The following is a 26,507-nucleotide window of genomic DNA, read 5'->3' as shown; positions in this document are numbered from 1 at the left end:
GTCCTGCCGGACATCTCCCCCGCAAGGGGGGAGATTGGATGTCATCTTTGCTTTCGCCAAATCACCAGCGTTGCAGAATGAGCGCCATTGGCAAAGCTGCTGATCTCCCTCCTTGCGGGGGAGATGGCCGGCAGGCCAGAGGGGGGTGCTGTCCCGCCAGCATCTCCGCGTGACGCTGCACGCCCTACCCCCGCAGCCTGCGCTGCCTCCAGGCATCAAGCGTCTCGTTGATGATGCGCTCCGGCACAGTGTCGAGTTCGAACGTGGCGTCGATCTCCAGCACGTCGAGTTCAGCGAGGAAATCGGCCGGGGCAGCGCCATGGCGCAGCCGGGCGGCGTCCTTGGCGGTGGTGACGAGGCCTAGTCCATCGCGGCGCGCGGTTGCCGCCAGTTCCGCGAGTTCATCAGGGGCATAGAAGTGATGGTCCGGAAACGACCGGCTCAGCGCCACCTCAGCGCCTGTGCCGCGCAGCGTGTCGAAGAATTTTTCGGGATGGCCGATGCCGGCAAAGGCGAGGAACCGCCGGCCGGCAAACCGCTCCTTGGCCGCGGGCTCGGCATGCGCCTCGAAGACTGGCCGGCCGGCGCGCGCCGCCTGGCGCACGACCTGGTCGGCGGCAGCGCCCTCGCCCATCTTCAACAGCCCATCGGTGAACACCAGTTGGTCGACGATGTTGGCTCTCAGCGGTCCACCCGGAATGACGCGGCCGTTGCCGATGCCGTAGCGGGCGTCGACGACGACCAGCGCATAGTCGATATGGATGCGCGCGCTCTGAAAACCGTCATCCATGATCAGGAAATCGCAGCCATGGGCTTTCAGGAGCAGCTTGGCGCCGGCGGCGCGGTTGGGGCTCACCGCAACCGGCGCGTGCTCGGCCAAAAGCAGCGGCTCGTCGCCGACATGCTTTGCAGCGTCGTGACTGGCATCGACGACATGCGGCTGCGCGAACGAGCCGCCATGGCCGCGCGACAGGAATCCGGGATTGAGCTGCATGCGCCGGGCCTGCTTGGCCAGCGCGATGGCGATCGGCGTCTTGCCGCTGCCGCCGACGGTGAAGTTGCCGACGCAAAGCACTGGCGCGTCGATCTTTTCACGTACCGCCCGATGCATGCGGCGGCCGGCGACGATGCCATAGACGGCTGATAGCGGCGACAGCGCAAAGACCCGCCAGTCCGGCGCTTCCCACCAGAAAGGTGGTGCTTCCGACGCCACCTATCGCCCGTCGGCGCCCTTCAGGCGCGACTTGACGATCAATGGCTGGATATAAGGCTCGAGCGACTTCAGCGTGTGCGCCAGCGCACCGCGCATCTGGTCGACTGTGGCGGCACCGGCCGCCATCATCTCATGGCGCGCAACTTCATTGCTCAGCAGGAAATTGACGGCGCCGGCCAGCATGTCGCGGTCGCGCACCAGCTTGGCGCCGCCACTGTCGAGCAGGCGCTGATAGGCCTCGCGAAAATTCTGGACGTTGCGGCCGGCCAGCACAGCGGTGTCGAGCATGGCCGGCTCCAGCGGATTCTGGCCGCCTTCCGAGGTCAGCGAGCGGCCGACAAAGGCGATTTCCGTCAGCCGGAGATAAAGCCCCATCTCGCCGATCGTATCGCCAAGGAGGATATCGGTGTCGGCGGTGATCCGGTCGCCCTTGCTGCGCCGCGCCAGCTTCAGGCCCATGCCGGAAATCTGTGCGGCCAGCGCTTCGGCGCGGTCGGGATGGCGCGGGACGATAATCGTCAGCAGGCCATGGTGGCGCTTGTAGAGCGTGGCGTGGACTTCCGCCGCGACCACCTCCTCGCCGTCATGGGTCGAAATTGCCGCCCAGGTCGGGCGGCCGGCGATCTGGCGCTTCAGCGTCGCCAGCGCCCGTTCGTCGACGGGCGGCGGCAAGGTGTCGACCTTGAGGTTGCCGGACACGGTGACCGGCCGGGCGCCAAGCGCGCGAAACCGTTCGCCGTCGACATCCGACTGGGCAACGACATGTGCAAGGTTCTCGAACAGCGCCTCGGCGATGTTGGCGCGCTTCTTCCAGGATTTGAACGAACGGTCGGAGAGCCGGCCGTTGACCAGCACCTGCGGCACGTGGCGGGCGCCGAGCTCGAGGATCGTCATCGGCCATATCTCGGATTCGGCGATGATAGCCAGGTCCGGCCGCCAGTGATCGAGAAAGCGGCTGACGGCCGGCTTGAGGTCGAGCGGAACATATTGGTGGATGATGCGGTCGCCCAGCCGTTCGTCGGCAACCTGCGCCGAGGTCACTGTTCCCGTCGTCAGCACGATGTTGACACCGTAGTCGAGGATGCTTTGCACCAGCGGCACGACCGCAAGGGTCTCGCCGACGCTTGCCGCATGGATCCAGATCACCGGCCCTTCGGGGCGCGGCCGCCCGGCAACGCCGTAGCGCTCACGGCTGCGGCTGCGGTCTTCCTTGCCCTGCGATGTGCGCCAGGCGACATAGGGACCCATCAGCGGATAGGCGGCTGCACCGGCAAGGCGGTAGGCCGCCAGGAAGGCGCGCGCCCAGCCGACGCTCATGGCCTGCCGTCCACGAGCCGATAGGCCTCGGCGGTTGCGGCATTGAGCGCGGCCGTGACTTCCTGGCGCTTGCGCTCCATTTCGGCCTCGTCGGCATTGGCCGGCACGAACACCGGCGTTCCGATGACGATCGAGGAGCGGCCGAACGGCAGGTTGATGGTGGTCTTGTCCCAGCTCCTTTCCAGCACCTTGCGGCGGCTGGTGGCGATGGCGGCAGGCATGATCGGCCGGCCGGAAAGGCGTGCCAGCAGAACGATACCAAGCCCCGCGTCGCGCGGCGTGCCGTGGGGAATGTCGGCGATCATGGCGACGTTCTTGCCGGCCACGAGTGACTTTTTCAGGGCGATGAGCGCCTTGGCGCCGCCCTTGTCGAGATGCTTCGTGCTTTCACGCCCGCCGGAGCCGCGCACCGCCTCGATGCCGAATTTTTCGATCATCAGCGCGTTGAGTTCGGCGTCGGCGCTGCGCGAGACCATGGCGACCAGCGGCCGTCCCTTGGGATAATAGGCTGGGGTCAGCAGATGCTGGCCATGCCAGAGCGCGATGATGCCGGGTTCGAATTCGGCGTAGTCGCCGCCTGAAAATTTAGCCGAGCCTTCGACCACGCGGTTGGTCAGGCGCACCAGGCGGACGAACTGGGCGAGCAGGCTGACGATCATGCTCTTGACGATTCGCGACTGCGCCAACGGCTCGCGGATCTTGCGCCAGAATGTCTTCGAACTGCCGCCGCGTCTTCTTCGGACCGCGGCGCCGGTGGGCTGCCCTTTCACCGCTTCATGCTCCATCGCTGTCAACCGGCGGCCTTGCTTTCAGGGTCGAGCAGCCGGTGCAGATGGACGACGAAATAGCGCATATGGGCATTGTCCACGCTGGCTTGCGCCTTTGCCTTCCACGCGGTGTGCGCGGTTTGATAGTCCGGATAAACGCCAACGATGTCGAGCGCGTCGAGATCGCGGAACTCGGTGCCTCCCAGCTTCTTCAGCTCGCCGCCGAACACCAGGTGCAAAAGCTGTTTCTTTCCGTCTTCCGCGGCCATTTCGGTCCTTCACATATTGTGAGTTTGCGACAGGTCTAGCCCAAAGCTGCCGACTTTGGAACCTTCGATCACGCTTCCGTATCGGCAATGACGCCGGCAAGCACGGTCAGCAACTGCCCGCTGCCGGCGACCAGCGCGCCGTGACGGATGATCTCCCCGGCATAGAGCGGCGCGCGGCCATGGCCGTCGAGCACGGCGCCGCCAGCCTCGCGCAAGATGAGATCGGCGGCGGCGATATCCCAGTCATGCGCGTTGGGCTTGACGAAGGTTGCGTCGAGCGTGCCGTTGGCGACCATCGCCAGCCGGTAGGCGAGAGAGGGAATGTGCGCCGCCCGCCGCACCCGGCCCTGCCATTGCGCCGGCATCAGGTCGATCAACTGCTTCAGCCCGCCGATCTCGACCGTCTTACCCAGGCCGCGCACGGCAATCGGCTTGCCGTTGCGGAAAGCTCCATGGCCAGGCAGCGCCCAATAGGTTTCGCCCTTGGCCGGACATTCGAGCACACCGGTGAGCGTGCGGCCATTCTCGACCACCGCGACGCTGACGCACCACGAGCGCAGACCTTCGAGGAAGCCGCGGGTGCCGTCTATGGGGTCGACGACAAAGGTGCGCCGCGCCAGAAGCCGCGCCGGATCGTCAGTCGTTTCCTCTGATAGCCAGCCATAGTCCGGCCGCGCCGCAAGCAGGGTCTCGCGCAGATAGGCGTCCGCCGCGTGGTCGGCTTCGCTGACCGGCGAGGTGCCGCCCTTCATCCACACTTGCGGGTTCTTGCCGAAATAGCGCATGGCGATCGCGCCCGCCTCGCGGGCGGCGTCGCGCAGCAGATCGAGGTCTTCCGAGGCCCCGGCCGATATGACCGGGTCACGCTCCGGCAAGGGTCATTCCTTCGATCAGCAGCGTCGGTGCGGCAGTGCCGAAATCGCGGTCAAGATCGCTCGCCGGAACCATATTGAGGAACATCGTCTTCAAATTCGAGGCGATGGTCACCTCGGCCACCGGATAGGCAAGCTCACCATTGTCGATCCAGAAGCCGGATGCGCCACGGCTGTATTCGCCGGTCACCATGTCGACGCCCTGGCCGAACACTTCAGTGACATAAAAGCCGGATTTTAGCGACCTGATCAGGTCTTCCGGCGTCCTGTCGCCCGGCTCGATGGCGAGATTGGTCGAAGACGGCGATACCGACGAGCCGCTGCGCGCGCCGCGTCCGTTGGTGGTCAGCCCCAATTCCCGCGCGGCGGACGTCGACAGGAACCAGTGCTTCAGCACGCCGTTCTCGACCATCAACAGCTTTTCGCCCTCGACGCCTTCGCCGTCGAACGGGCGCGAGGCCTGGCCGCGACGCCGTAGCGGCTCGTCGGTGACGGTGATGGCAGCCGACGCAACCTGCTTGCCCATCATCTCGCGCAAAAAACTGGTCTTGCGCGCCACCGAAGCGCCGTTGATGGCGCCGGCGAGATGACCGGCAATGCCGCGCGCGACGCGCGGATCGAACACCACGTTGACCGGACCGGTCGCCGCCTTGCGGGCGCCGAGGCGGCGCACGGCGCGCTCGCCGGCCTTGCGGCCGATCAATTCCGGTGCGTCCAGATCGGAAAAATGCTGGTTCGAGGAGTATTCGTAGTCGCGCTCCATGCCGGTGCCTTCGCCCGCAATAACGCTGGCCGAACGCGAAAAGCGCGACGCGACATAGTGGCCGACGAAGCCGTTCGACGTGGCAAGCACCAGCCCGCCGAGGCCTGCGCTGGCGCCGCTGCCGGCCGAATTGGTGACGCCCTTGACGGCAAGGGCTGCTTCCTCGGCGGCAAGGGCCGCTTCCTTCAACTGATCGGCCGAAACCTCGGTGGCGTCGAACAGATCGAGGTCGCGCACCTTGCCGACCAGCAAAGCCGGATCGGCGAGACCCTGATAGGGATCCTCGGGCGAGACTTTGGCCATGGCCACGGCGCGCTCGGCCAATGCCCTGGGGTCCGATGCCGCCGTCGCCGAGACGCTCGCCACCCGGTTGCCGACGAAGACGCGCAGCGAGACATCGTCGCCCTCGGACGCCTCAGTGTTCTCGACCTTGCCCAGCCGCACCGACACGCCGATCGAGCGGCCGCGCACGGCAACCGCGTCGGCGGCGTCGGCGCCGGCCCGCTTGGCAGCCTCGACCAGTGCCGCGACGCGGTCGGTCAATTTCGCTGCCTCTGATGTATCGGTCATGCGCGTGGTCCTGGCTGAAGCCGCGCCGGGCGGTAGCGGCTGTTGCACCATCTATTGTCCCAATGCGGCTTGTGCAATGGCGCACGGGCAATTGTCCCGCTGCGGCATAGCGCCCAAGCGGAGCGCGAAAGCTATCCGCGGCAGCGGCCGCCACAGACGCGCGGCTTGACGGTTTGTGAGTTTAACCAAGGCCGATTTCCACTCAAGGAGTGGCGACCGGCGTCCAGATCACGTCATCGATCCTCGTCGCGCCCGTTGCCAGCATCACCAGCCGGTCGAAGCCGAGCGCCGAGCCGCTGGCTTGCGGCATGATGGCGAGGGCGGCGAGAAAATCCTCATCCAGCGGATAGCGCTCGCCATAGACGCGCTCCTTCTCGTCCATCTCGGCGGCAAAGCGCCGGCGCTGCTCGGCCGGATCGGTCAGTTCGCCAAAAGCATTGGCGAGCTCGACGCCGCAGCAATAGAGCTCGAAGCGCTCGGCCACGCGCTGGTCCTCCGCGCTCGGCCGGGCGAGCGCCGCTTCCGAGATCGGATAGCCGTACAAGATGGTGGCCCGCCCCTGCCCCAGCACCGGTTCGACCTTCTCGACCATTACCCGGCTGAACAAATCGGCCCAGTTGTCATCGCCGGCCGTGCGCAGGCCGGCCTTGACCAGAGCATCATGGAGTGCGGCGCGGTCTGTGCCGCCATCGGCAGAAACGGTGGCAAGAAGATCGATGCCGGCGTAACGCGCAAAAGCTTCCGCCACGCTCACGCGTTCCGGTTCGGCGAACGGATCGGCCTCGCGGCCGCGAAAGCGGAAGGTTTTGGCGCCGGCCCGCTCAGCTGCCAGCTTCAGCAGCTCGGCGCAATCAGCCATCAGGCTCTCATAGGTTTCGCCGACACGGTACCATTCGAGCATGGTGAACTCCGGGTGATGCAAAGGGCCGCGCTCGCGGTTGCGCCAGACAGCGCCCAGGCTGAAGATGCGCCGTTCGCCGGCGGCAAGCAGCTTCTTGCAGGCGAATTCCGGTGAGGTGTGGAGGTAAAGCGGCCGGCGCGCGCCGTCGGCGCCGATCGCCTCGGTGGCGAAGGCTGAGAGATGCGCCTCATTGCCCGGTGATATCTGCAGCGCCGCCGTCTCGACCTCGATGAAGTCGCGCTCGCCAAACCAGCCGCGCATGGCGGCAGCTATGGCGTTGCGCGCCATCAGCCGCGGCCGGCGGTCGGCGTGAACATCCGGCGTCCACCAGGGCGAAGCGCCAGTCATGGGTTTGCCGGGCAACGGAATTGCTGACAGGGCTGGCGGTTCGGGCCAAGATGCGCTACGGCGACGGCTCTCGCAGCCGATTTGCGCCGAACGATCGTTTCAGGCCAACGAAGTCTAGGATTGAAAACCGTGGTGAAGGTCATCGCCAGTTCGCTCCGTAAAGGCAATGTCGTCGACAAGGACGGCAAGCTTTACGTCATCCTCTTTGCCGAAAACATCCACCCTGGCAAGGGTACGCCGGTCACCCAGCTCGACATGCGCCGCATCTCCGACGGGGTGAAGGTTTCGGAGCGCTACCGCACCACCGAGCAGGTCGAGCGCGCCTATGTCGAGGAGCGCGAGCACACCTTCCTCTATGCCGACGCCGAGGGGTATCACTTCATGAACCCGGAAAGCTACGACCAGGTCGCGGTGCCGGAAAGCGTGGTCGGCGACATGGCGCCCTACCTGCTCGAAGGCATGGCGGTGCAGATCTCGCAGTTCAACGGCATCGCCATAGCCCTGGTGCTGCCGCAGCGCGCTACTTTCGAAGTGGTCGAGACGGAGCCGACGACCAAAGGCCAGACGGCGTCCTCGTCATACAAGCCGGCCGTGCTTTCCAACGGCGTGCGCACGCTGGTGCCGCCGCACATCGCGCCGGGTACCCGCGTGGTGGTGATGACGGCCGATGGCGCTTATGTGGAGCGGGCGAAGGACTGAGGCGCGAGCGCCTCCGTCCTGGTTGATCCGTTGCATTGCCTTCTGCGGCCGCTGGCTCGATAGTCCTGCCGATGTGGCAGACCTTTGTGACCTACTGGCCTCTGATCCTTGTGATCATTCCGATGCTGATGGCCGCCATCGGCATCGTCCACGCAATCATGACCAAGGAAGACGTGCGCGCCGCCACCGGCTGGGTCGGCGTGATGATCTTGTCGCCATTCCTTGGCGCGATCATCTATGCCATTGCCGGCATCAACCGCATCCGCCGCGCCACGATCAGCGCCATGCGGCCCGTCGCCGGTGAAGCCGAGACAGCCAAACACGACCACGACATTGCGCTCGAAACACTCATCTCAGCCGAATTCGGCCAGCGCTTTGCCGGCCTGAAGACGCTAGGCGACAGGGTGGCGCGGCGCGCACTGACGTCGGCAAACACGATCACGATCCTCAGGACCGGCGACGAAGCTTACGCAGCAATGTGCCGGGCGATAGACAGCGCACAGCGCAGCATTCTGCTCGAGACCTACATCTTCGACAATGACGAGATCGGACGACGTTTTGTCGAATCGCTGGCCGGCGCGGTCCGGCGCGGTGTGACGGTTCGCGTGCTGATCGATGCGGTCGGCGTGCGCTATTCCGTGCCCAGCATCCTTGGGACACTCCGGGAAGCCGGCGTCACCGTCGATCTCTTCAACGGCAACATCGTCATGGGCCTGAGACTTCCCTATGCGAATTTGAGGACGCACAGGAAAATCCTGATCGTCGACGGTGTGGTGGCGTTCACGGGAGGCATGAACATCCGCAAGGGATTCTCGGCCGAATTCGCCGGCAGCGCCAGTTCGGCGGATACGCATTTCCAGGTCACGGGGCCCGTCGTGGCCGACCTGTTCGCGGTTGCCGCCGAAGACTGGCGTTTTGCCGGCAACGAGGCCCTCAAGGACGAGGTTTGGCACGTAGAAAAGCCCTCGCCGCCACCCGGTCAGCCGATCCTGGTGCGGGCCGTGGCGTCGGGGCCGGACGCCAGCATCGAAACCAACCACAAATTGCTGATGGGGGCATTTTCCGTCGCCCGCAAATCGATCCGCATCATGTCGCCCTATTTCCTGCCGGACCGGGAATTTGTCAGCGCGCTGGTCACGGCGGCCCGGCGCGGCGTCGAGATCGACATAGTCGTGCCCGCGGTCAACAATCTCTTCCTGGTCGGCCGCGCCATGACGGCGCAGTACGACCAGGTGCTGAAGCACTATTGCCGCGTCTGGCGGCATGAGGGGTCGTTCGACCATTCGAAGCTGTTGTCGGTCGATGGCGTCTGGGCCTATGTCGGCTCCTCCAACCTCGACGCCCGGTCGCTGCGGCTGAATTTCGAAATCGACCTGGAGGTGCTGGATACCGGCTTTGCCGCCGAGATCGAAGGGCGCATCGGAGCGGCAATCGCTTCCGCCAAACCCGTCACACTCGCAACCCTAAGAGCGCGGCCATTTGTCATCCGGGTTTTTGACCGGTTGTTATGGCTGGGATCGCCCTATCTTTAGAATCAGGACAGATTGAACGCAGGCCTATGGACATAAACGGACGCAGCCTTCCTGAAACAGTGCTCCTGTCGATCCGCGGCAGGAAAGCGCGCAAGGCGAACGCGACGCCGCGCAAGCACATTGAAGGCGCCCAGATGGTGGTCGCCTCCTACAACGTCCACAAATGCATCGGCACCGACCGCAGGTTCGATCCCGAACGGACCGCCCGCGTCATCCGCGAGATCGGCCCCGACGTCATCGCGCTGCAGGAAGCCGACAATCGCTTCGGTGACCGCGCCGGGCTGCTCGACCTTGCCCGGATCGAACATGAAACCGGGCTTGTGCCGGTGCCGGTTTCCGGAAGCGGCAAGGGCCATGGCTGGCGCGGCAACGTGCTTTTGTTCAAGCGCGGCACCGTGCGCGGCGTCCATCAGATCAAGCTTCCGGGACTGGAGCCCCGCGGCGCGCTGGTAGCCGAGATCGACCTCGACGAAACGCGCACTCTGCGCGTCATCGCCGCGCATCTCGGCCTGTTGCGCCGCTCGCGTTCGGAGCAGGCCCGCGTCGTGCTCGACATCATGAGCAACCAGGATGAAAGGCCGACCTTGCTGCTCGGCGACCTCAACGAATGGCGGCTGGGCAACCGCTCGGCGCTCAAGACGCTGCACGCCACCTTTGGTTTCACGCCGGCGGCGGTGCCGACTTTTCCCTCAGGCCTGCCGGTGCTGGCGCTCGACCGGATCATGGCCAACCGGCACGGCATGGTCTCGTCGGTGGAAGCCCATGATACGCCGCTGTCGCGGGTTGCGTCGGATCATTTGCCGCTGACTGCGTTTGTCAGCCTCTAACTCATCCGTCCCGCAGCCAGACCAGCATCTCGCCGGGTTCACGGTTGTCCCAGGCAAAGTACGGGACGGCGGTGATTTTCGTCTCGCTCACCGCCGGCGGATCGGTGCGATAGAGCCCGGTTTCCCAGTTTTCCTGGGCTTCCTTGCTGGCAAGTGCCGAAAGCGTGACGATGCCGCCGAGCAGGTTCGGCTCGGCATGCGCCTCGATTTTTGCCGTTCGCGGCAGAGCGATCCGATGCAACTGGCCGGCATTGTCGGTCTCCTCGACGCAATAGATCAGCGGACCGCGCGCAAGTGCGACGCGGCCGATGTCCTGACGCACTTCCGGATTGGCGAACAGACGGGCGATCGACATTTCGAGATCGAGTTCGACCCGGTCGCCCTGGCGCCACTCGCGCCGGATCGCGGCATAGCCGTCGCTGGTGATGCCGTCCAGATCGACCGCGGCGCCGTTGATCTTGAGCGCCGCCTTGCCGCACCAGGAGGGGACGCGCAGGTGCAAGGTGAACTCGACCGGCGCTTCGGCTTCGATCCGGATCGAGACCGCGCCATCCCAAGGATAATTGCTGGTCTGAATCAGACTGACCGCCCGGTTCGATATGTCGAAGCGCGCGGTGCTGTCGCCGTAGAGATGAACGGCCAGCGCATCATCCGACAGGGAGTAGAAATAGCTGCCGATGGAGGCGACCATGCGGCCGATATTGGGCGGGCAACAGGGGCAGCGATGCCATTTCCAGCGATTGTGCCTGCCCCGGCTCTCCAACGGGTTCTCGTAGAAGAACAGCGAGCCGTCGAGCGACAGGCCGGAGATCGAGCCGTTGTAGAGTGCCCGCTCCATCATGTCGGCGTAGCGGGCGTTGGGACCCATGCCGAGCATGCGGCTGGCCCAGAACACCAGGCCGACCGAGGCACAGGTCTCGGCATAGGCGGTTTCGTTGGGCAGGTCGTAGTCGCTGGTAAAGCCCTCATTGTGCGCCGATGGCCCGAGGCCGCCGGTGATATAGAGGTTTTTGGTGGTGAGATCGTTCCAGAGCCGGTCGAGCGCTACCCTGAGCGTATCGTCGCCATATTCGGTGGCGATGTCGGCCATGCCGGAATAGAGGTACATCGCCCTGACCGCATGGCCGACGACCTTGTCCTGCTCGCGCACCGGCTTGTGCGACTGGTTGTACTCATAAGTCTTGAAATGATAGGCCTTCGGATCGGCGCCGCGCGCACGCGCCTCCTCGTCGAAATAATGCGGCTGTTGCCCGCGCTGGTCGATGAAATACCTGGCCAGGTCCATGTATTTCTGCTCGCCGGTAGCCCGCGCCAGCTTGACCAGCGCCAGCTCGATCTCCTCATGGCCGCAATAGCCCTTCTTCTTGCCCGGCTCCGGGCCGAAGGTGTCGGCGATATGGTCGACGTAGCGGCACATGATATCCAGCAGCTTGCGCTTGCCGGTGGCCTGGTAGTAGGCGACCGCGCCTTCGATCAGATGGCCGGCGCAATAGAGCTCGTGGCAATCGCGCAGATTGGTCCAGCGCTTGCCGGGCTGGATACGCTGGTACCAGCTGGAGAGATAACCGTCTTCCTGCTGCAGTCTGCCGTAGAGGTCGATGACGGCATCGATCTTCTTCTCGAGCGCCGCGTTCTTGCGCCGGTAGAGCGAATAGGCCGCGGTCTCGATGGTCTTGCCCCAATCGGAGTCCCAGAACATCTGCGTCGTCACCGTCGAGCCGGTGAAGCCGGGGCTGGCCGCCTCGTCGGGCGACGGCGAATGGAACGGAATGACGACGCCCGGCGAGGGCCGGTCCGGGTCGATCTGCTCCAGCATGCGCGCCTCGACGCAGCGCTCGTAGAGGATGTCGGCGGTGCGCGACGCCACGGCATCGACACGGTTGCCCCAGAAGCCGCGGACATCGACCTGCGGCACCGGCAGTGGGCGGAAGGCGAGTTTGCCGGGCTTGGCGGATGGTTGAACGGTCATCGTGTCACTCCGTTGGATATTGGTCATTCACGGCGGGTCATTTCACCGCGCCGGCCATCAGGCCGCGGATGTAGAAGCGCTGCAGCAAGAGGAAGAGCACCAGGCACGGCACCATCATCACGGTGACGCCCGCCTGCACCGCGCCCCAGTCGATGGCGCCGAAGCGGCCGGACTGAAGTGCGGTCATCATGATCGGCAGCGTGAATTTGGACTGATCGGTCATCAGCACGAGTGCGGCCAGGAATTCGTTCCAGGCGCCGAGGAAGGCAAACAGTGCGATGGTGACGATGCCCGGCCAGACCAGCGGCAGCATCACCTTCAACAGCATGGTGACGTTGTTGGCGCCGTCCATGCGCGCGGCCTCCTCGATCTCGCGCGGCACCGCGTCGAAGGCGTTGCGCATCATGAAGATCGAGAACGGCAATTGCAGCGTGGTGTAGACCAGGACCAGCCCGGTCAGCGTGTTGTGCAGGCCGACCTTGGTCAGCACCAGGAAGATCGGCGTCAGGATGGACTGGAAGGGGATCATGATCGTCGACAGGATGACGATGAAGAGCACATCCTTCATCGGAAAGCGGAAGCGCGAAAAGCCATAGCCGGCCAGCACGCTGACGACGACCGACAGGATCACCGTCATCGAGGCGACATAGAGGCTGTTTTGCGCCGGCAGCCAGAGGCCGTCGCCAAAGGTGTCGAGCGTGCGATAGTTCTCGACCGAGAAGCCGGTCGTCGGCCATGGCGGCAGCGGCGGCTGGCGCGCCTCCTGCGCCGGCTTGAAGGTCGACAGCACGGCCCAGACGATCGGCGCGATGAACAGCACTGAGGCGATCATGCCGGTCGAATGCTCGGCGATCCTGAGCCAGAGGCGGCTGCTGCGGCTTCTTGCCTGCGCCATCAGTCGATGCCCTCCGGCTTGCGCAGCAGCCACAGCTGAACCAGGCTGAGCGCCACCAGGATGGCGAGCAGTATCATCGACAAAGCGGCGCCATAGCCGAGCTTGAACGAGACGAAGGACTGGTTGAAGATCCAGTAGACGGCGGTCAGCGTCTGGTTGCGCGGGCCGCCGCGCAGGATGATGTAGAACTGGTCGAAGGCGAGGATCGAGCCGGCGATCGACAGGATCAGCGCCAGCGCCAGCGTGCGGCGCATCAGCGGCAGGGTGATGGCGCGAAAGCGCGCGAACGGCCCTGCCCCGTCGATCATCGCGGCTTCCTGCAGATCGGTCGGGATCGACTGCAGGCCGGTCATCAGGATGATCATGGTGAAGCCCGCCACCTTCCAGACGACCATGGCGATGATCGACCAGAAGGCCGGCTGGAAGGTCGCCAGCAAGTTGAACTTTTTCGCCGTCAGGCCGAAATCGTAGGCGGCAGGGCTGAACAGGCCGGAATCGACATTGAGCAGCCACGACCACAGCAGGCTGGCCGAGGCGAAGCCGACGACCGCCGGCATGAAGAAGGATGTCCGGTAAAAGCCGGTCAGCCGCCTGGGCTTTTCGATGAACAGCGCCAGCGGAAAGGCGACGGCGAAGATCACGATGGTGACGATCACGGTGTAGTAGGCGGTGAAGCTCAGCGCGTTCCAAAAACGGTTGTCGCGCAGGATCGCCCGGTAATTGTCGAAACCGATGTAAAAATGCTCGCCCATCAGCGGCCAGTTGTGCAGCGACATCCAGGCCGTCATGCCGAGCGGGATGATGAAGAATACGACGACCAGCGCCACGGCCGGCGCGACATAGAGCAGGCCGATCCACTGCCGGCGGCCGGCGCCGACCAGTTTTCTGGCGCGTGGCGGGGTGGTGGTGGTGATGGTCATTTACCCTCCCCCTTGTGGGGAGGGTCGCTGCGCAGCAGCGGGGTGGGGGTGCGGCGCCGGCCTCCCACCCGGACCTGCGGTCCGACCTCCCCGCAAGGGAGAGGTAGGGCGTCGGTGCGATGATTGAGAATGCCAGAGGTCATGCTGCTCTTCCGTTGGATCTCGTAGGGCGGTGGGACACACCTCCCCCACCCCGCTGCTTCGCAGCGACCCTCCCCACAAGGGGGAGGGTAAGGAGCGCCGGCCGCCCGTCCAGGGAGACGGACCGGCCGGATCAGGACCCGCGACGGCAAGGGCGTTGCACCGCCCTCGCCGCCGGCCAGTCCTTATTTCTGCGCCTGGTCGATGATCGACTGCATGGTCTCTTGTGCATTGGCGATGGCGCCATCGACGTCGTCGCCGAAGACGACCTCGTTGATCATCTGCGTCCACGGACCGTTGGCCGAGTTGATCAGGTCGTTGAACACCACGGAATAGGGCGTGCGGCCCTTGGCCATGGCTTCGGCGGCGATCTGGTAGCGCGGATCGAGATCCTTCAGCGCCTCCTTGGCGATGTCGCCGCGCACCGGCAGGCTGCCGTATTTGGCCAGGATGGTCTGGCCTTCGAGCGAATAGGCGAAGTCGAGAAACTCCTTCACCACGGCGAGCTTCTTGGTGCCCTTGGTGACGACGAAATTGTCGCCGCCGGCAAACGAAGACCAGCCGCTGTCCTTGCCCGGCAGGAAAGTGACGCCATAGTCGATATCCGGATACTGCGTGTTGAGCGCGCCGATGGCGAAGGCGCCGGACGGCGAAATGCCTATATTGCCGGTGGCGAAGGCGGCAAAGAAGTTGGCGCCGGTGTCGGTCTGCGCGCCGGCCGGCACCAGATCCTTCTTGACCATCGAGCGGTAGAGGTCGATGGCGCCGCGCAGCTGCGGGCTGTCCAGCGTCGCCTTCGAGCCGTCCTCGGAGAGGATGTCGCCGGCCGAGGCCCAAATCAGCGGCGTGAAGGTGAAGATATTGCAGCCGCCGCAATTGCCGGAGAAGTAGAAGCCCTTGATGTCGCCACCGAGCGCGTTGACCTTTTCGGCATCGGCCTCGATCTCGGCCCAGTTGGCCGGCCCCTTGTCGGGATCGAGCCCCGCCTGCTTGAACAGTTTCTTGTTCCAGATCAGCACCGAGGCGTCGGCCGAGAACGGCAGCCCGTAAATGTGGTCTTTGTAGGTGCCGGTCTTGACATGCGCCGGCGACAGGCTGGCGAAATAAGGCAGCGATTTCGCCCAGTCGGTGATGTCTTCGAGCTGGCCGGCGGCGGCAAAGGACGGCGTGTAGATCAGGTCGAGCGACAGCGCGTCGGGCGCCGTGCCGCCGGCGGCGGCGGCGCCATATTTCGGGATGATCTCGGCATTTGGAATGATGTCCAGCTTGACCTGGTTCTCATGGCCCTTGTTGAAGGCATCGACGATGCGCGGCATGAAGTTCGAGCCGTCGGCGCGAACCCAGATGTTGGCGGTGTCGGCGGCCATTGCAGGCAAGGCAATGATGCTCGCGGCGAGCGCGAACCCGGTAATCATGGTCTTCATGGTTTTCCTCCTCATGGTTTTTCTCCTCCTCCCTGTTGCGGCGCTCTTGGATCGCGCCGCGCGTTCTCCTAGCCGTCCGGCGGACGGCCGCAGGACTGACGCACCACCAGCCGGCACGGCAGTTTTCGAATGCCCGGCGCGGCGGGTTGGCCGCCGACGAGCGAAAGCAGAGTGAGGCCGGCCTCGCGGCCGAGCGCCGCCAGGTTCATGTCGACCGAGGTCAGCGGCGGGCGGGTTGCCTCGGCCACGATCTCCCAATTGTCGAAGCCGATGACGCCGACATCGCCAGGCACGTCTAAGCCGCGCTCGCGCAGCGCATCGATGACGCCGCGCGCGATCTGGTCGTTGCCGCAAAACACGGCGTCGGGTTTCTCTCCCTTCTTGTTGAAGAGCGTTGGGCCGTCGAACAGCTTTCCGACGGCTTCATGCCCCCAGGCTTCCGACCACGAGCCGAGCAAGGGCTCGGTCACCGGCAGGCCGTGCGCGGCCAGCACATCGCGAAAAGCCTGCGCCCGCTCATTCACCACGGCAAAACTGGCGGGACCGCTGACATGGGCGATGCGCCGCCGCCCGAGGCGGCAAAAATGCTCGACCGCCAGCCGCGCGCCGCCGGCATCGTCGGAGACGAAGGCGATGGCATCGGGATCGGGCTGGCTGAACGCGTAGATAACGGGCACGCCGAGATTGGCGAGGTCGACCGGCAGATGGCGGTCGATGCGCTTGCCGCTGGCGATGATGCCATCGATGCGCTTGTCCAGCATCGCCTCGACATGCAGCTGCGCCAGCCGCGGATCGTCCTCGACATTGCACATGAACACCGAAACGCCGGCATCGACCAGCGCATCGGAAATGCCCGACATGACCGGCAGCGAAAAGCGGCCATAGGTGTCGTTGGTCAACAGCCCGACGGTGAAGGAACGCCGCCGCAGCAGGCTCTGCGCCAGGCTGTTGGGGCGAAAACCGAGCCGCTGCGCCGTCTCGCGAATGCGCTGCCGCGTCTCGGCCGTCATCCGCCCCTGCCCGTTCAGCGCCTTCGAGGCGGTGGCCACACTGACACCAGCCATCGCCGCGACTTCACGCAGGGTGACGGGTTGTTTGGCGGCTGGTGGCGTGTCGGAGGGCATGGGTCGGGTGTCGGTCCTCGGTTTGGGAAAAGGTTTTCTCTTACTGGCCTTTGGCGTGTCGATATGGGTAGGTCGCGGATGCTGCGCGGGCTGGGAAAAGGTTTTCTCAAGGCGAGATTAGGATGAGAATTTGAGGATGGCAAGGGGGTGCGGCGGGTGGGCGACGATCAACGCGGTTGTTCGTCACAGCCGCTTTGCGCCAGAGGCTGTCATTGACGACCAGACGTTCTTGGGCTCCTCCATTCGCATCGCTGGTTCATTCTTTGTTCTTTGCCCAACGCGCGTAAGACGCTAAGGTCCGCGGATGAGCGTCATGCCGAAACCACCTGCCAAGAAAACCAGAGCAATAGTGTCGTCAAGCGCAAGCCAGCGCGACAATTTCGCTGAGCCGACCAAGCGCCTGATGGCCCAACGTGTTGGCTGGCTATGCTCCAATCCGGATTGCAGGAAACCTACAGTGGGACCGCAAAAAGGTGGTCCTGGCACCATGAACCTGGGAATCGCTGCGCACATAACGGCCGCGTCAGAGGGATTTGCACGTTACGACGCGCGTCTGACACGGGAAGAACGAAAAGCGCCGGAGAACGGAATTTGGCTATGCAGTGACCATGCCCACCAGATTGACCACGACGAAAAAGCGTTTCCTGTTGAATTGCTCCACAAATGGAAGCAGGAGGCGGAGGACCGGGCTTTTGAACAGCTGCTAACGGGTGGTCGCGCCCGTGTTGAGCCTATGGGCGGAGAACTCGCGGAGGCCCTTCAGTATCTTCGCCGGCATCTTGGTATTCCGCAGGGTGAGGACCTGACCTCCTCGATGGACAGGGCGCGTTCTGCCGCTGAACGTCACATTGAGACCTTTTCTCACCAGGGTCCCGCGCACGCCGTATCGCTTTCTTTGACGGCGGCCTCATCACGAGGAAAATCGTTCACCCACGTCGAAATGGCCGCAGCGCTACGGTCCTGTGGCATTTTGGACCTTGTAGGCGAACCGGGTCAGGGCAAGTCGACCACCTTAATCCAGCTCGGTTTCGAGCTACTGGAAAGCGGTCCCGTTCCGCTCTTGGTCCCGCTTGCCGAAGTCGGCCCGAGTGTGGACGACCTCTTTTCGTGGATGGCTAGTCGCCAGGCCTTTGCAGGCGTGCGATCCGAGGACCTGAAGTTTCTCGCAGCGCACGGCGAGTTGGCATTCCTATTGGATGGCTGGAACGAGGTGACACCGGCTGCCCGGCTGGCTCTCATGAAAACCCTTCGAGCCCTTCGCCGCGAATTCCCGCTTGTGGTCATTTGCATAACCACGCGCCCTCAGGCCGTGGCGGTGCCGTTTGTGGCGCGGACAATTCACATTGAAACCCTGTCCGACGATCAGCAGGAAGAGCTGGCCTCCCGACATGGAAGCGTTGGGCAGGATTTGCTTGACCGCGTCCGAAGAACTTCGGGCGTTCGGGACCTTGCCCGAGTGCCTTTTTATCTTCAGGCTCTCCTACAGGTGGGAGACACCGGTACCCTGACTACCACCAAAGAAGGCACGATTTCGCTGCTGGTGGCACAGCACGAGGGCATTCCCGAACGCGCGGAGCAGCTACGACAAGGCATGCTGGGGCAACACCGGCGCTATCTGGGTGATTTGGCCGTCTCCATGATGCGGGCGCGGACGACGGCGTTGGATGAGACCGAAGCCCGACAGTCACTCCGGGCAACCAATACGAACCTGTTGACTGAGGGGCTGGTTCAGACCGCTCCGGAACCCGTCAACATCCTGGACACACTCGTCGCTACGCACGTGCTTGTTCATGGCGAAGGAGACAAGTACTCATTCCAGCATCAGCAATTTCGAGAGTGGTATGCCGCTGGGCATGTCGTGGCAATGACGCGTGGGCTTCCCAAGGAAGCCGGCCTCGAAAGCACCTTTGCCCAAGAAATTCTGAACGACCGCATGTGGGAAGAGGCAATTCTTTTCGCCTGTGAGCGACTGGCCGTGGATGCACCCGGTATCGCCGTCGTCGGACAGGTGGTGAGGCTCGCGATGTCTGTGGGACCGATGCTTGCGGCTGAAATTGTGTACCGAGCAGGAGATGACGTTTGGAACTTGGTGGCGCCCGACGTGGAAGCTTTTGCACGTGCATGGCACCAACCTGATCAGGTGGATTTGGCTGTCGCATTCATGATGAAGACTGGCCGGGCTGTCTTCGCCGGTCTGGTTTGGCCACTGGTTTCCAACTCAACCGACCAGATTCAAAGCGAGGCCCTGAACTTGGGCGATCGTATCCGGCCGTCTGTCTTCGGGACCCACCTGCGGGACGATTACGAGCATCTGGAGGAGCGGGTGCGGGAAAGGCTGGTTTCCGGCCTTATCTTCGGCGGGGGCATCGAAGGTCTGGAAGCCGCGTTCGACCTCGCAAAGAAGGACCCCAGCGTCACTGTCAAGTCAGAAGCGGTTGAAGCCCTGCTTTTCCGTGGCGCTCCAAGACAGGCGACAGCGGTGCTCGATGGTGCGGATGATGAAGTTTGGCGCCGCGTTGCCGACCGGGATTATTTCGACGGGCTGACTGCCCCCCATGTCCTGAGCCGCTTGATAGGGCTCCAGGAAGACGACTTGAAGGCCAACCCCAGCCCAGCCCGTAATCTCAATCGCATTGCCCACAGGGCACAGCTTTCGGGGGATGTCACGAACCTCGCCGCGATCCTTGGCAACGAAAAGTTGGACCTCCGCGCAGACTATACCGCGGCCGCATTTCATCAGGCGAATAGCGTGTTTCCGGAAGTCGTTGCAGCGGCGATGAAGGAACGGATTTTGGCCGGCCTGTCGTTGCCCTTTCGGGTCCAAGGATATCTTTCGCCGCAACCTGTGAGTGAGGAAGCGGCCTTGTCGAGGATCGTCGCTGACAGTCAAGACATCGACGAGCAGACGAGCGGTGCTCTCTTCCTAGCCGGAGCCGGTATTGTTACCGGAATGATTGGCGACTTTCTGGCGCTGAAGCCGAAGGTCTATGCGAACGGGATGCCCACTGCGGTCGACTACGCACCTCTTGGGCTACTTCGGGACAAAATCTCGAGAACGCGCCCAGAAGCGTTCGTCGAAGCAGTCGTGTCGTTCTCCGCCGCCCAGGAACATCGCGACATTGAAGCCCTCGCCGACCTCATCACCTGCCACGGCAAACACGGAACAAACGAGAAAATGGACGACGTTTCGGCCGAAAGCCGTCGCAAGCTCGTTGAAGCGCTGAATGGGTGGGCCGCTCGCCTTCTGAGTCCAGGCCCGCCATCGCGGCATGATATGGCCGAGGTTGTAGATGCCATGCGGCGAGTCCCGGACCCATCCCAGATGAAGTGGGTCTCAGTCTTCCTGCAGGAAGACCTTCAGCAGCGGGACGCTCTCAAGGAATTGGCCAAGGCTGGTCGCGACCAAGCGGCGCTGAATGAGTGGCGCACCAGCCATACCCTCTCGTATCGGCAGGCGCTCTACGAGATTGGTACCGGCGAGGCGTACGAGATCGCAAAGTCGCTCCTGCGGCATCCGGAGTTTGGCCATGACGCAGCGATTGCACTGCGGCTCATCGCGATGCCTGCCCTCTTGGAGAAGAGAACGAACGTCTGGCCTGATCTGGATCGTGCTCAGGCCGCACTTGAAAGGCGGTCGAGCCAGCCCGACCTGTCGCTTGATGCCGCAGAAAGCATACTGGACGTAGCGGAAGAGCTGGCCGCCGGCGAACCGCCGTATGGTCGTGCTGTAGCGCTGGCCGCGATCGCGGTGGTGATGCCACACATAGCTCGACCAGAACTGACGGCGAAACTTGCCGGGTTCGAGTTCAGGTCACACAACAAGCTCGACCTCTTCAACGGCATGATTGTCGGCGGACTTGTCCCTTCAGCCGATTTGGTCCTTGGGGAATTCCGCAAGGTCTTGGCTGAAAAGGAGAACGGGTGGTGGGATGACCAAACCTCCTACGCGATGTTCAACTGGCTGAAAGTATTTCCGAACACCGATCGTCCGGCCTCCGTTTTTGACGCCTTGTCTCTGATTCCCGAAAAGAATGTTTCGAGATGGCAGATCAGGGATATCCTGCCTCAACTGAGGCTGCTCGACGATGAAACCAGAGCGAGCATGTTGCGTGAGTTTGCCCTGATATCTCCCGATATGCTGTCGGAACACGAGTGGTTCGACCAAGTACGAAAGCTAGGCTTCCGCACGGCAATGGACTTGCTTCTGCAGGGGGCCGAAGGTGATTTAGGTAAGGGCTTCGACCTCAAGGCCGGTCATTTCCTGCTACCAGAGCAGCTCGCATACGCGATGGGTGACGACGATCTGCCCTACGCTTTCGAGAAGCTGGCTGCAGCGCGATCCGAGGGCGCAAAAGCGCTGGTTTTCTCGGTTATTTTGAAGGCCTCTTCGTTAGAAGGTCTGCTCGCCGCCACAGAGTCCCCGGTGGGACGGCAGACCCTACGCCGACAAGGAGAGCCCGGCGTACAAGGCATGATTTATACCAAAGAGCTACATAGCCCTGACGGCACGTCCTACGAGCTCAGACCGCGCAATGCTTCTGAGCTTAGGAAGCGACTGTTTGCGCTGACGATCTCACCCGACCAAGATCAGGCGGCGTTTGCCGTGGAATATCTCAGTCGCATCGACGCGCTTCGGCAGGCCGATGGCGCAGCTGAGGATGAGCCTAGGCATCCTGATATCGAGAGTGGACGGCCGTGGCCCCTACACCGAAATGACCGCCCGTGGTTGCCGTGACTTATGTCAACTTTCGGGCGAACGCAAAGGGATGTGGAATGGCCGAAATAGGGCGCAATGCGGTCATGTGCGCCCTCACCTGTGCGAGTCTGCTTTAGGTCAGAAGCGGCCGTTTTAGCTCAGTTGGCCACCCGCTTCCTTCATGAGAGCGAGCACGCGGTATTCGTCGCCAGACACCGTATCACCCCGACTGGCGCCACCTTGCCGCCAGCCTCCAGCCAGGGCGCCAATGGAAGGCGCTCATCAGCAAGTGCATCGGCACCATGCCGTCGAGTTGTGAAGCAGCCTGCCCGCCCATGCTCAGCATGGCTGCATCGCGCCATGAGCGCGAAGGCTTCCCAGGCACATTCCAGAAACAAAATTCAACAGTTCGGAAAAACCGGCGAAAAGATCGGGTGGCATAGGCTTCCCAGTCGGGATTCCAGGTTCTTCCTTTTGGAAGCCCTCCACCAACAAAATCGCGGCGACGGCGCAGCGCCTGCTCCAGCGGCGGCATGAACAGCCGGGCGGTGCCCAGGTAGAACCTGCCATTACCGAGCTCAGCTTCATGATCCAAACAGTCTCGGGTCAGATGCGATGGCGGAGCGCGTCGATGATCACCGCCATCGCAGGGGAGAGCTGTCGCCTGCTCGGATAGTAGAGGTGATAGCCGGCAAAAGGCGGGCTCCAGTCGTCAAGCACGAGCCTGAGGCGTCCCTCGGCGATGTGATGGCTGACGAGGTTTTCCGGGACATAGGCGATCCCGAAACCGCTTGTCGCAGCCTCGATCATGGGAATGGACGAATTGAAGGTAAGTTGGCCTTCCACCCGCACACGGAGGTCGCGGCCATCCCTGGCGAATTCCCAGGCATACAATCCGCCGAACGTCGCCTGCCGCATATTGATGCAGTCATGATCGACCAGGTCCTGGGGCGCGGTCGGAACCGGATGGCGGGAAAAGTAGTCCGGCGAAGCCACGGCCACGAGCCTCCAATCCGGCCCGATGCGCACTGCTATCATATCCCTGTCGATGCTCTCGCCAAGCCGCACGCCTGCGTCGAAGCGCTCCTCCACAATGTTCTTCATGCCGTTGTCGCTGTAGAGCTCGACGCGCACGTCGGGGTTGTCGCTGAGCAAGGGCTGGAGCTTCGGCCAGACGGTCGTCTGGAGCGCATGGTCGGACAGGGTGATACGGACCGTTCCGGAGGGCTTGTCGCGGAAGGCCACCAGGCTTGCGAGGTCGGATTCGATTTCCTCGAAGCGGGGAACGAGAGATTGGAAAAGTCGCTCGCCGGCCTCGGTCGGAGAGACGCTCCGCGTCGTACGCGTCAGCAGGCGGACGCCAAGATGAGCTTCAAGCTCCTTGATTGTCGAACTCAGGGTCGACTGCGAGGTTCCGAGCTTTGCCGCCGCCCTGGTGAAACTGCGCTCCCGGGCGACCGCCACGAACCAGAGCAGATCCTTCATGCCATCGCGCTGCATAGGGCACCTCCCATCGGACATTCATATCATGAGCAGATAAGTCCATGCGGATTGCTTGGTCTACTTAAATGGGTTCCACTGCAATATCTTCTGGCAGCGACGGGAATTTGCGGCTGATCCGTCCGGTCGCTTTGCCAGGATGCCAATCATGGAAACCACATACGACACAAGGCTTGTTGAAAACCGCGCCGCATGGGGCGCGGTGTTGTCGATGGCGCTGTGTGTTTTCGTGCTCATCGCGTCGGAATTCATGCCGGTCAGCCTGCTGTCGCCGCTAGCGGCCGATCTCGGCATCACCGAGGGCCGAGCGGGACAGGCGATCTCGATTTCGGGCGCTTTCGCCGTCGTGACCAGCCTGCTGGTCGCCAGCCTCACGCGCCACATCGACCGCCGACTGGTCGTGACCGGCTTCACCCTCCTCCTCATCGTGTCCGGTCTGGCTGTCACCTTCGCGCCGAACTACGCGTTGCTCATGGTCGGCCGGGCGCTGCTCGGTATCGCGATCGGCGGGTTCTGGTCGATGTCGACCGCGATCGTCATGCGCCTCGTGCCGCAAGACATGGTTCCGAAGGGTCTCGCCATGCTGAACGCCGGCAATGCCATTGCGGCCACCATCGCCGCGCCGCTGGGCAGTTTTCTTGGCGCCTATGTCGGCTGGCGCGGCGCTTTCTTCCTCGTCGTGCCGTTTGGTCTCCTGGCGCTGGCCTGGCAGTGGACAAGCCTGCCGCCGCTGCCGCCGCGCCGCAGGAAGCGTGCCGGCAATCCGCTGGCGCTGCTCGGCCGTCTTCCCGTCGCCACCGGCATGGCGTCGATCATGATGCTGTTCATGGGCCAGTTCGCGCTCTTCACCTATCTGCGGCCCTTCCTCGAGAACGTCACCCGGCTCGACATCGCCGCCCTCTCGGCGGTCCTGCTGGCGATGGGGCTGGCCGGGGTGCTCGGCACATGGTGCGTCGGCCGGCTTTTGCGCACGCGTCTGTTCAGCATCCTCACCGTCATCCCGCTGGTCATGGCTGCGCTGGCCGCCGCGCTCATCGCCCTCGGTGCACTCCCGGGTCCCACAGCGCTGCTGCTCGTTGCCTGGGGCTTCTTCGGCATGGCCGCGCCGGTCGGTTGGGGCACGTGGCTCAGCCGAACATTGCCGAACGACGCGGAGGCCGGCGGCGGGTTGCAGGTAGCCGTCATCCAGTTCGCCATCACCGGCGGCGCCGCGATCGGCGGCACGCTGTTCGATACGGTGGGCTGGTGGGGACCGTTCACTCTGGGCGCGGTGCTGCTCTGCGGATCGGCGGTCGCCGCCCTTGCCGCAGCGCATATGGCCCGGAGGTCTTTGCCGTGACGAACGAACATGCGCCGCTCAGCCGCCGGACATTGCTCGGCGCCGCGCTCGCGGCGGCGGCCCTGCCTCGCACAGCCGCCGGCCAGGAAGGCCAATCTCCCGTCAGCCAGGAGCCCACCGACATCAAGATCAGGATGGTTTTCAACGGCCGCACCATGACCGCCACGCTCTACGACAATCCGTCGGCGCACGACTTCTTCTCCATGCTGCCGCTCGACCTCGAAATCGAGGACTACGCCCATAACGAGAAGATCGCCTATCTGCCGCGCAAGCTGACCGAGGAGGGAAGCGGTCCGTTCGCCGACGAGCAGCCCTATGACCTGTGCTATTTCATGCCGTGGGGCAACCTGGCCATGTTCTACGCCGACTACCGCCATCCGGGGCTGATCAGGCTTGGCCGCTTCGACGAGGGCGAGCAGGCCCTGCACATTCGCGGCAAATTCCCGCTTCGCATCGAACGCATTTGAGGACGCAAAGGAGATCACCATGGACATTCTTCGCGCCGGCACCAGGCCTTCCGGCAAGGGACCGCCTGACTGGTTCACCGGAACGGTGCGGATCGATCCGCTCTTCAATCCCTTCGACGCCGAGCGGGTTCAAGGCGCACAGGTGACCTTCGAGCCCGGCGCCCGCACCGCCTGGCACACGCATCCGCTCGGCCAGACGCTGATCGTCGTCTCCGGCCTCGGTCGCGTGCAGCGCGAAGGTGGCCCGGTCGAGGAAATCCATCCGGGCGATGTCGTCTGGTTCGCTCCCGGCGAAAAGCACTGGCACGGCGCGTCGCCTCGGACCGCCATGACCCACATCGCCCTCCAGGAGGTCAAGGACGGCAAGGTCGTGGACTGGCTGGAACATGTCAGCGACGCCGACTACGGCGGCTGATCTTCTCCCCTCGGAAGGAACCAACATGCTTGCAACCGTTCTTCACAAACCGGGCGACATACGCTGCGAGGAAATCGCCGATCCGAAAATCATGCGGCCGACGGACGCCATCATCAAGCTGTCGGCAAGCTGCATCTGCGGCTCGGACCTGTGGCCCTATCGCGGGCTGCAGCCGGTCGCCGGGCCGATGCATATGGGCCACGAATATTGCGGCATCGTCGTCGAGGTCGGCGCAGAGGTGCGCACGGTCCGCCCCGGCCAGTTCGTCGTCGGGTCATTCTGCCTCTCGGACAATACCTGCCCGCATTGCCGCTTCGGCTTCCAGTCGTCTTGCGTGCAGCGCGAGTTCATGTCGGGCGCGCAGGCGCCTTACGCTCGCGTACCCTTGGCCGATGGCACACTGGTCGCCACCGCCGAGGTGCCGCCGGCCGACCTCATCCCTGACCTGCTGGCGGTGTCCGATGTGCTCGGCACCGGCTGGTATGCGGCCGACGCAGCCGAGGTCCGCGAAGGATCGACGGTGGTGGTGGTCGGCGACGGTGCGGTCGGCCTGATGGGCGTGCTTGCGGCCAAGGAGATGGGCGCCGAGCGCATCATCGCCATGAGCCGGCACGCCAGCCGCCAAAAGCTCGCCCGCGAGTTCGGCGCCACCGACATCGTCGCTGAGCGCGGCGAGGAAGGCGTGGCCCTCATCAAGGAACTCACCAAGGGCGTCGGCGCGGACTCCGTGCTGGAATGCGTCGGCACGGGAGAATCCTTCGACCAGGCGCTGGCCTGCTCCCGCCCCGGCGGCACCATCGGCTATGTCGGCGTGCCGCACGGCGTGAACTTCGACGGCCAAAAACTATTCTTCGGCCAGAAACGCATGCTGGGCGGCCCGGCGCCGGTGCGCCGCTTCCTGCCCGACCTGATGGACCGTGTGCTGCAAGGTCGGATCATGCCCGGCAAGGTCTTCGACCTCAAGCTGCCGTTGGCCGAGGTCGCTGAAGGCTATCGCGCCATGGACGAGCGTCGCGCCATCAAGGTCATGCTTTCGGTGTGAGCAAGATCGGGCGGACGGCCTGTGCGCACCCACAACTCAGAAAAGGAACAACGACATATAACTATGAGATTAAAGATTGCCGCCCTTGCGCTTGCCCTTTCGGTCGCCACGCCGGCTCTCTCGCAAGAATCCGCGATCATCGGCGCATGGCGCATGATTTCGCTCGAGGCCGGCTCCGAGGGAAACCTGAAGCCCGTGTCCTATTCCGGCCAGGTCATCTTCACCGAGGCCGGCACCCTCTCGGTGCAGGCGCAGAACCCCGACCCCAAGGCGCCGGACACGCCTTACACGGCGAATGGCTACGAAGCCTATTACGGGCCGGTCGCCATCAACGACCAGGACAAGACCTTCGTCATCACCATCGAGTCCTCCCTGGTCCGCAACCTTGTCGGGAAGAGCATGAAACGCAAATTCGAGGTCTCGGACAACAAACTCGTCCTCACGCCTGACAACCCGGCCGAAGGCTGGCGCGTAACCTACGAACGCTACTGATCCGA

At 63.8% G+C, this 26,507-nt stretch carries 23 protein-coding genes; 9 read left to right on the top strand and 14 right to left on the bottom strand.

What is annotated here, in order from left to right; genetic code table 11:
* Nucleotides 1–184: 184 nt before the first annotated feature.
* The 7 genes from lpxK to epmA form a co-directional block, all read right to left on the bottom strand.
* Nucleotides 185–1,213, bottom strand: coding sequence for a tetraacyldisaccharide 4'-kinase (gene lpxK / locus NKK52_RS06210; RefSeq protein WP_023682941.1), 1,029 nt, complete (start codon nucleotides 1,211–1,213; stop codon nucleotides 185–187).
* A complete protein-coding gene (waaA, locus tag NKK52_RS06205) occupies nucleotides 1,214–2,530 on the bottom strand; it encodes a lipid IV(A) 3-deoxy-D-manno-octulosonic acid transferase (protein WP_023671577.1) in 1,317 nt (438 codons plus the stop codon).
* Nucleotides 2,527–3,315, bottom strand: coding sequence for a lysophospholipid acyltransferase family protein (locus NKK52_RS06200; protein ID WP_023682942.1), 789 nt, complete (start codon nucleotides 3,313–3,315; stop codon nucleotides 2,527–2,529). Before NKK52_RS06200 ends, waaA begins: the two co-directional genes overlap by 4 nt.
* 5 nt (nucleotides 3,316–3,320) lie before the next feature.
* Nucleotides 3,321–3,566: a DUF4170 domain-containing protein gene (locus NKK52_RS06195; protein ID WP_023682943.1), complete on the bottom strand. Its 246-nt coding sequence runs from the start codon at nucleotides 3,564–3,566 to the stop codon at nucleotides 3,321–3,323.
* A 68-nt stretch (nucleotides 3,567–3,634) separates the two neighbouring features.
* The gene (locus NKK52_RS06190) at nucleotides 3,635–4,441 is read right to left on the bottom strand and encodes a 3'(2'),5'-bisphosphate nucleotidase CysQ (RefSeq protein WP_023682944.1); all 807 of its coding nucleotides are present in this window, start codon (nucleotides 4,439–4,441) and stop codon (nucleotides 3,635–3,637) included.
* Nucleotides 4,428–5,771: a TldD/PmbA family protein gene (locus NKK52_RS06185; RefSeq protein ID WP_023682945.1), complete on the bottom strand. Its 1,344-nt coding sequence runs from the start codon at nucleotides 5,769–5,771 to the stop codon at nucleotides 4,428–4,430. The genes NKK52_RS06190 and NKK52_RS06185 overlap by 14 nt, the downstream gene beginning before the upstream one ends.
* 202 nt (nucleotides 5,772–5,973) lie before the next feature.
* The gene (gene epmA / locus NKK52_RS06180) at nucleotides 5,974–7,020 is read right to left on the bottom strand and encodes an EF-P lysine aminoacylase EpmA (protein ID WP_023682946.1); all 1,047 of its coding nucleotides are present in this window, start codon (nucleotides 7,018–7,020) and stop codon (nucleotides 5,974–5,976) included.
* Nucleotides 7,021–7,149: 129 nt separating this feature from the next.
* On the opposite strand from epmA, the gene efp reads away from it, so the two are divergent.
* The 3 genes from efp (at nucleotide 7,150) to NKK52_RS06165 (ending at nucleotide 10,078) form a co-directional block, all read left to right on the top strand.
* Nucleotides 7,150–7,719 carry an elongation factor P gene (gene efp, locus NKK52_RS06175; protein ID WP_023682947.1) on the top strand — a complete coding sequence of 190 codons (570 nt, stop codon included), beginning with the start codon at nucleotides 7,150–7,152 and terminating at the stop codon, nucleotides 7,717–7,719.
* Nucleotides 7,720–7,790: 71 nt separating this feature from the next.
* Nucleotides 7,791–9,251 carry a phospholipase D-like domain-containing protein gene (locus tag NKK52_RS06170; protein WP_023682948.1) on the top strand — a complete coding sequence of 487 codons (1,461 nt, stop codon included), beginning with the start codon at nucleotides 7,791–7,793 and terminating at the stop codon, nucleotides 9,249–9,251.
* A 26-nt stretch (nucleotides 9,252–9,277) separates the two neighbouring features.
* Complete coding sequence (locus NKK52_RS06165; RefSeq protein ID WP_023682949.1) at nucleotides 9,278–10,078, top strand: endonuclease/exonuclease/phosphatase family protein; 801 nt, start codon at nucleotides 9,278–9,280, stop codon at nucleotides 10,076–10,078.
* A 1-nt stretch (nucleotide 10,079) separates the two neighbouring features.
* On the opposite strand, the gene NKK52_RS06160 is transcribed toward NKK52_RS06165, so the two are convergent.
* The 5 genes from NKK52_RS06160 to NKK52_RS06140 all read right to left on the bottom strand — a co-directional run bounded on the left by NKK52_RS06160 (nucleotide 10,080) and on the right by NKK52_RS06140 (nucleotide 16,551).
* Nucleotides 10,080–12,047: a glycoside hydrolase family 127 protein gene (locus tag NKK52_RS06160; RefSeq protein WP_023682950.1), complete on the bottom strand. Its 1,968-nt coding sequence runs from the start codon at nucleotides 12,045–12,047 to the stop codon at nucleotides 10,080–10,082.
* Nucleotides 12,048–12,084: 37 nt separating this feature from the next.
* The gene (locus NKK52_RS06155) at nucleotides 12,085–12,942 is read right to left on the bottom strand and encodes a carbohydrate ABC transporter permease (RefSeq protein ID WP_023682951.1); all 858 of its coding nucleotides are present in this window, start codon (nucleotides 12,940–12,942) and stop codon (nucleotides 12,085–12,087) included.
* Complete coding sequence (locus NKK52_RS06150) at nucleotides 12,942–13,862, bottom strand: carbohydrate ABC transporter permease (protein ID WP_023682952.1); 921 nt, start codon at nucleotides 13,860–13,862, stop codon at nucleotides 12,942–12,944. Before NKK52_RS06150 ends, NKK52_RS06155 begins: the two co-directional genes overlap by 1 nt.
* Nucleotides 13,863–14,188: 326 nt before the next feature.
* Nucleotides 14,189–15,427: an ABC transporter substrate-binding protein gene (locus NKK52_RS06145; protein WP_023682953.1), complete on the bottom strand. Its 1,239-nt coding sequence runs from the start codon at nucleotides 15,425–15,427 to the stop codon at nucleotides 14,189–14,191.
* Nucleotides 15,428–15,495: 68 nt separating this feature from the next.
* Nucleotides 15,496–16,551 (bottom strand): LacI family DNA-binding transcriptional regulator, encoded by a 1,056-nt coding sequence (locus NKK52_RS06140; RefSeq protein ID WP_023682954.1) that lies wholly within the window; start codon nucleotides 16,549–16,551, stop codon nucleotides 15,496–15,498.
* A gap of 313 nt (nucleotides 16,552–16,864) precedes the next feature.
* Here NKK52_RS06140 and NKK52_RS06135 point away from each other — a divergent pair, with 313 nt between their 5' ends.
* Nucleotides 16,865–21,286 (top strand): NACHT domain-containing protein, encoded by a 4,422-nt coding sequence (locus tag NKK52_RS06135; protein WP_352628472.1) that lies wholly within the window; start codon nucleotides 16,865–16,867, stop codon nucleotides 21,284–21,286.
* 181 nt (nucleotides 21,287–21,467) lie between these two features.
* Here the strand turns inward: NKK52_RS06135 and NKK52_RS06130 are convergent, their stop codons facing one another.
* Complete coding sequence (locus tag NKK52_RS06130) at nucleotides 21,468–21,842, bottom strand: hypothetical protein (RefSeq protein ID WP_023682956.1); 375 nt, start codon at nucleotides 21,840–21,842, stop codon at nucleotides 21,468–21,470.
* Nucleotides 21,843–21,853: 11 nt separating this feature from the next.
* Nucleotides 21,854–22,747: a LysR family transcriptional regulator gene (locus tag NKK52_RS06125; protein WP_023682957.1), complete on the bottom strand. Its 894-nt coding sequence runs from the start codon at nucleotides 22,745–22,747 to the stop codon at nucleotides 21,854–21,856.
* 148 nt (nucleotides 22,748–22,895) lie between these two features.
* Between NKK52_RS06125 and NKK52_RS06120 the strand changes: the two genes are divergently transcribed.
* From NKK52_RS06120 to NKK52_RS06100, 5 genes are all read left to right on the top strand, one after another.
* On the top strand, nucleotides 22,896–24,086 hold the full coding sequence (locus NKK52_RS06120; RefSeq protein WP_031203944.1) for an MFS transporter: 1,191 nt from the start codon (nucleotides 22,896–22,898) through the stop codon (nucleotides 24,084–24,086).
* Nucleotides 24,083–24,553 (top strand): cyclophilin-like fold protein, encoded by a 471-nt coding sequence (locus NKK52_RS06115; RefSeq protein ID WP_023682959.1) that lies wholly within the window; start codon nucleotides 24,083–24,085, stop codon nucleotides 24,551–24,553. The genes NKK52_RS06120 and NKK52_RS06115 overlap by 4 nt, the downstream gene beginning before the upstream one ends.
* A gap of 19 nt (nucleotides 24,554–24,572) precedes the next feature.
* Nucleotides 24,573–24,968, top strand: a complete 396-nt coding sequence (locus tag NKK52_RS06110; RefSeq protein ID WP_023682960.1) for a (R)-mandelonitrile lyase — start codon at nucleotides 24,573–24,575, stop codon at nucleotides 24,966–24,968.
* A 25-nt stretch (nucleotides 24,969–24,993) separates the two neighbouring features.
* The gene (locus NKK52_RS06105) at nucleotides 24,994–26,010 is read left to right on the top strand and encodes a zinc-dependent alcohol dehydrogenase family protein (protein WP_023682961.1); all 1,017 of its coding nucleotides are present in this window, start codon (nucleotides 24,994–24,996) and stop codon (nucleotides 26,008–26,010) included.
* Nucleotides 26,011–26,073: 63 nt separating this feature from the next.
* Complete coding sequence (locus NKK52_RS06100) at nucleotides 26,074–26,502, top strand: lipocalin-like domain-containing protein (protein ID WP_023682962.1); 429 nt, start codon at nucleotides 26,074–26,076, stop codon at nucleotides 26,500–26,502.
* The last annotated feature ends 5 nt before the right edge of the window (nucleotides 26,503–26,507 follow it).

The sequence above is a fragment of the Mesorhizobium sp. C277A genome (genome assembly GCF_040324395.1).
Lineage (GTDB): Bacteria > Pseudomonadota > Alphaproteobacteria > Rhizobiales > Rhizobiaceae > Mesorhizobium.
This window is presented reverse-complemented; position numbering and strand designations above follow the sequence as displayed.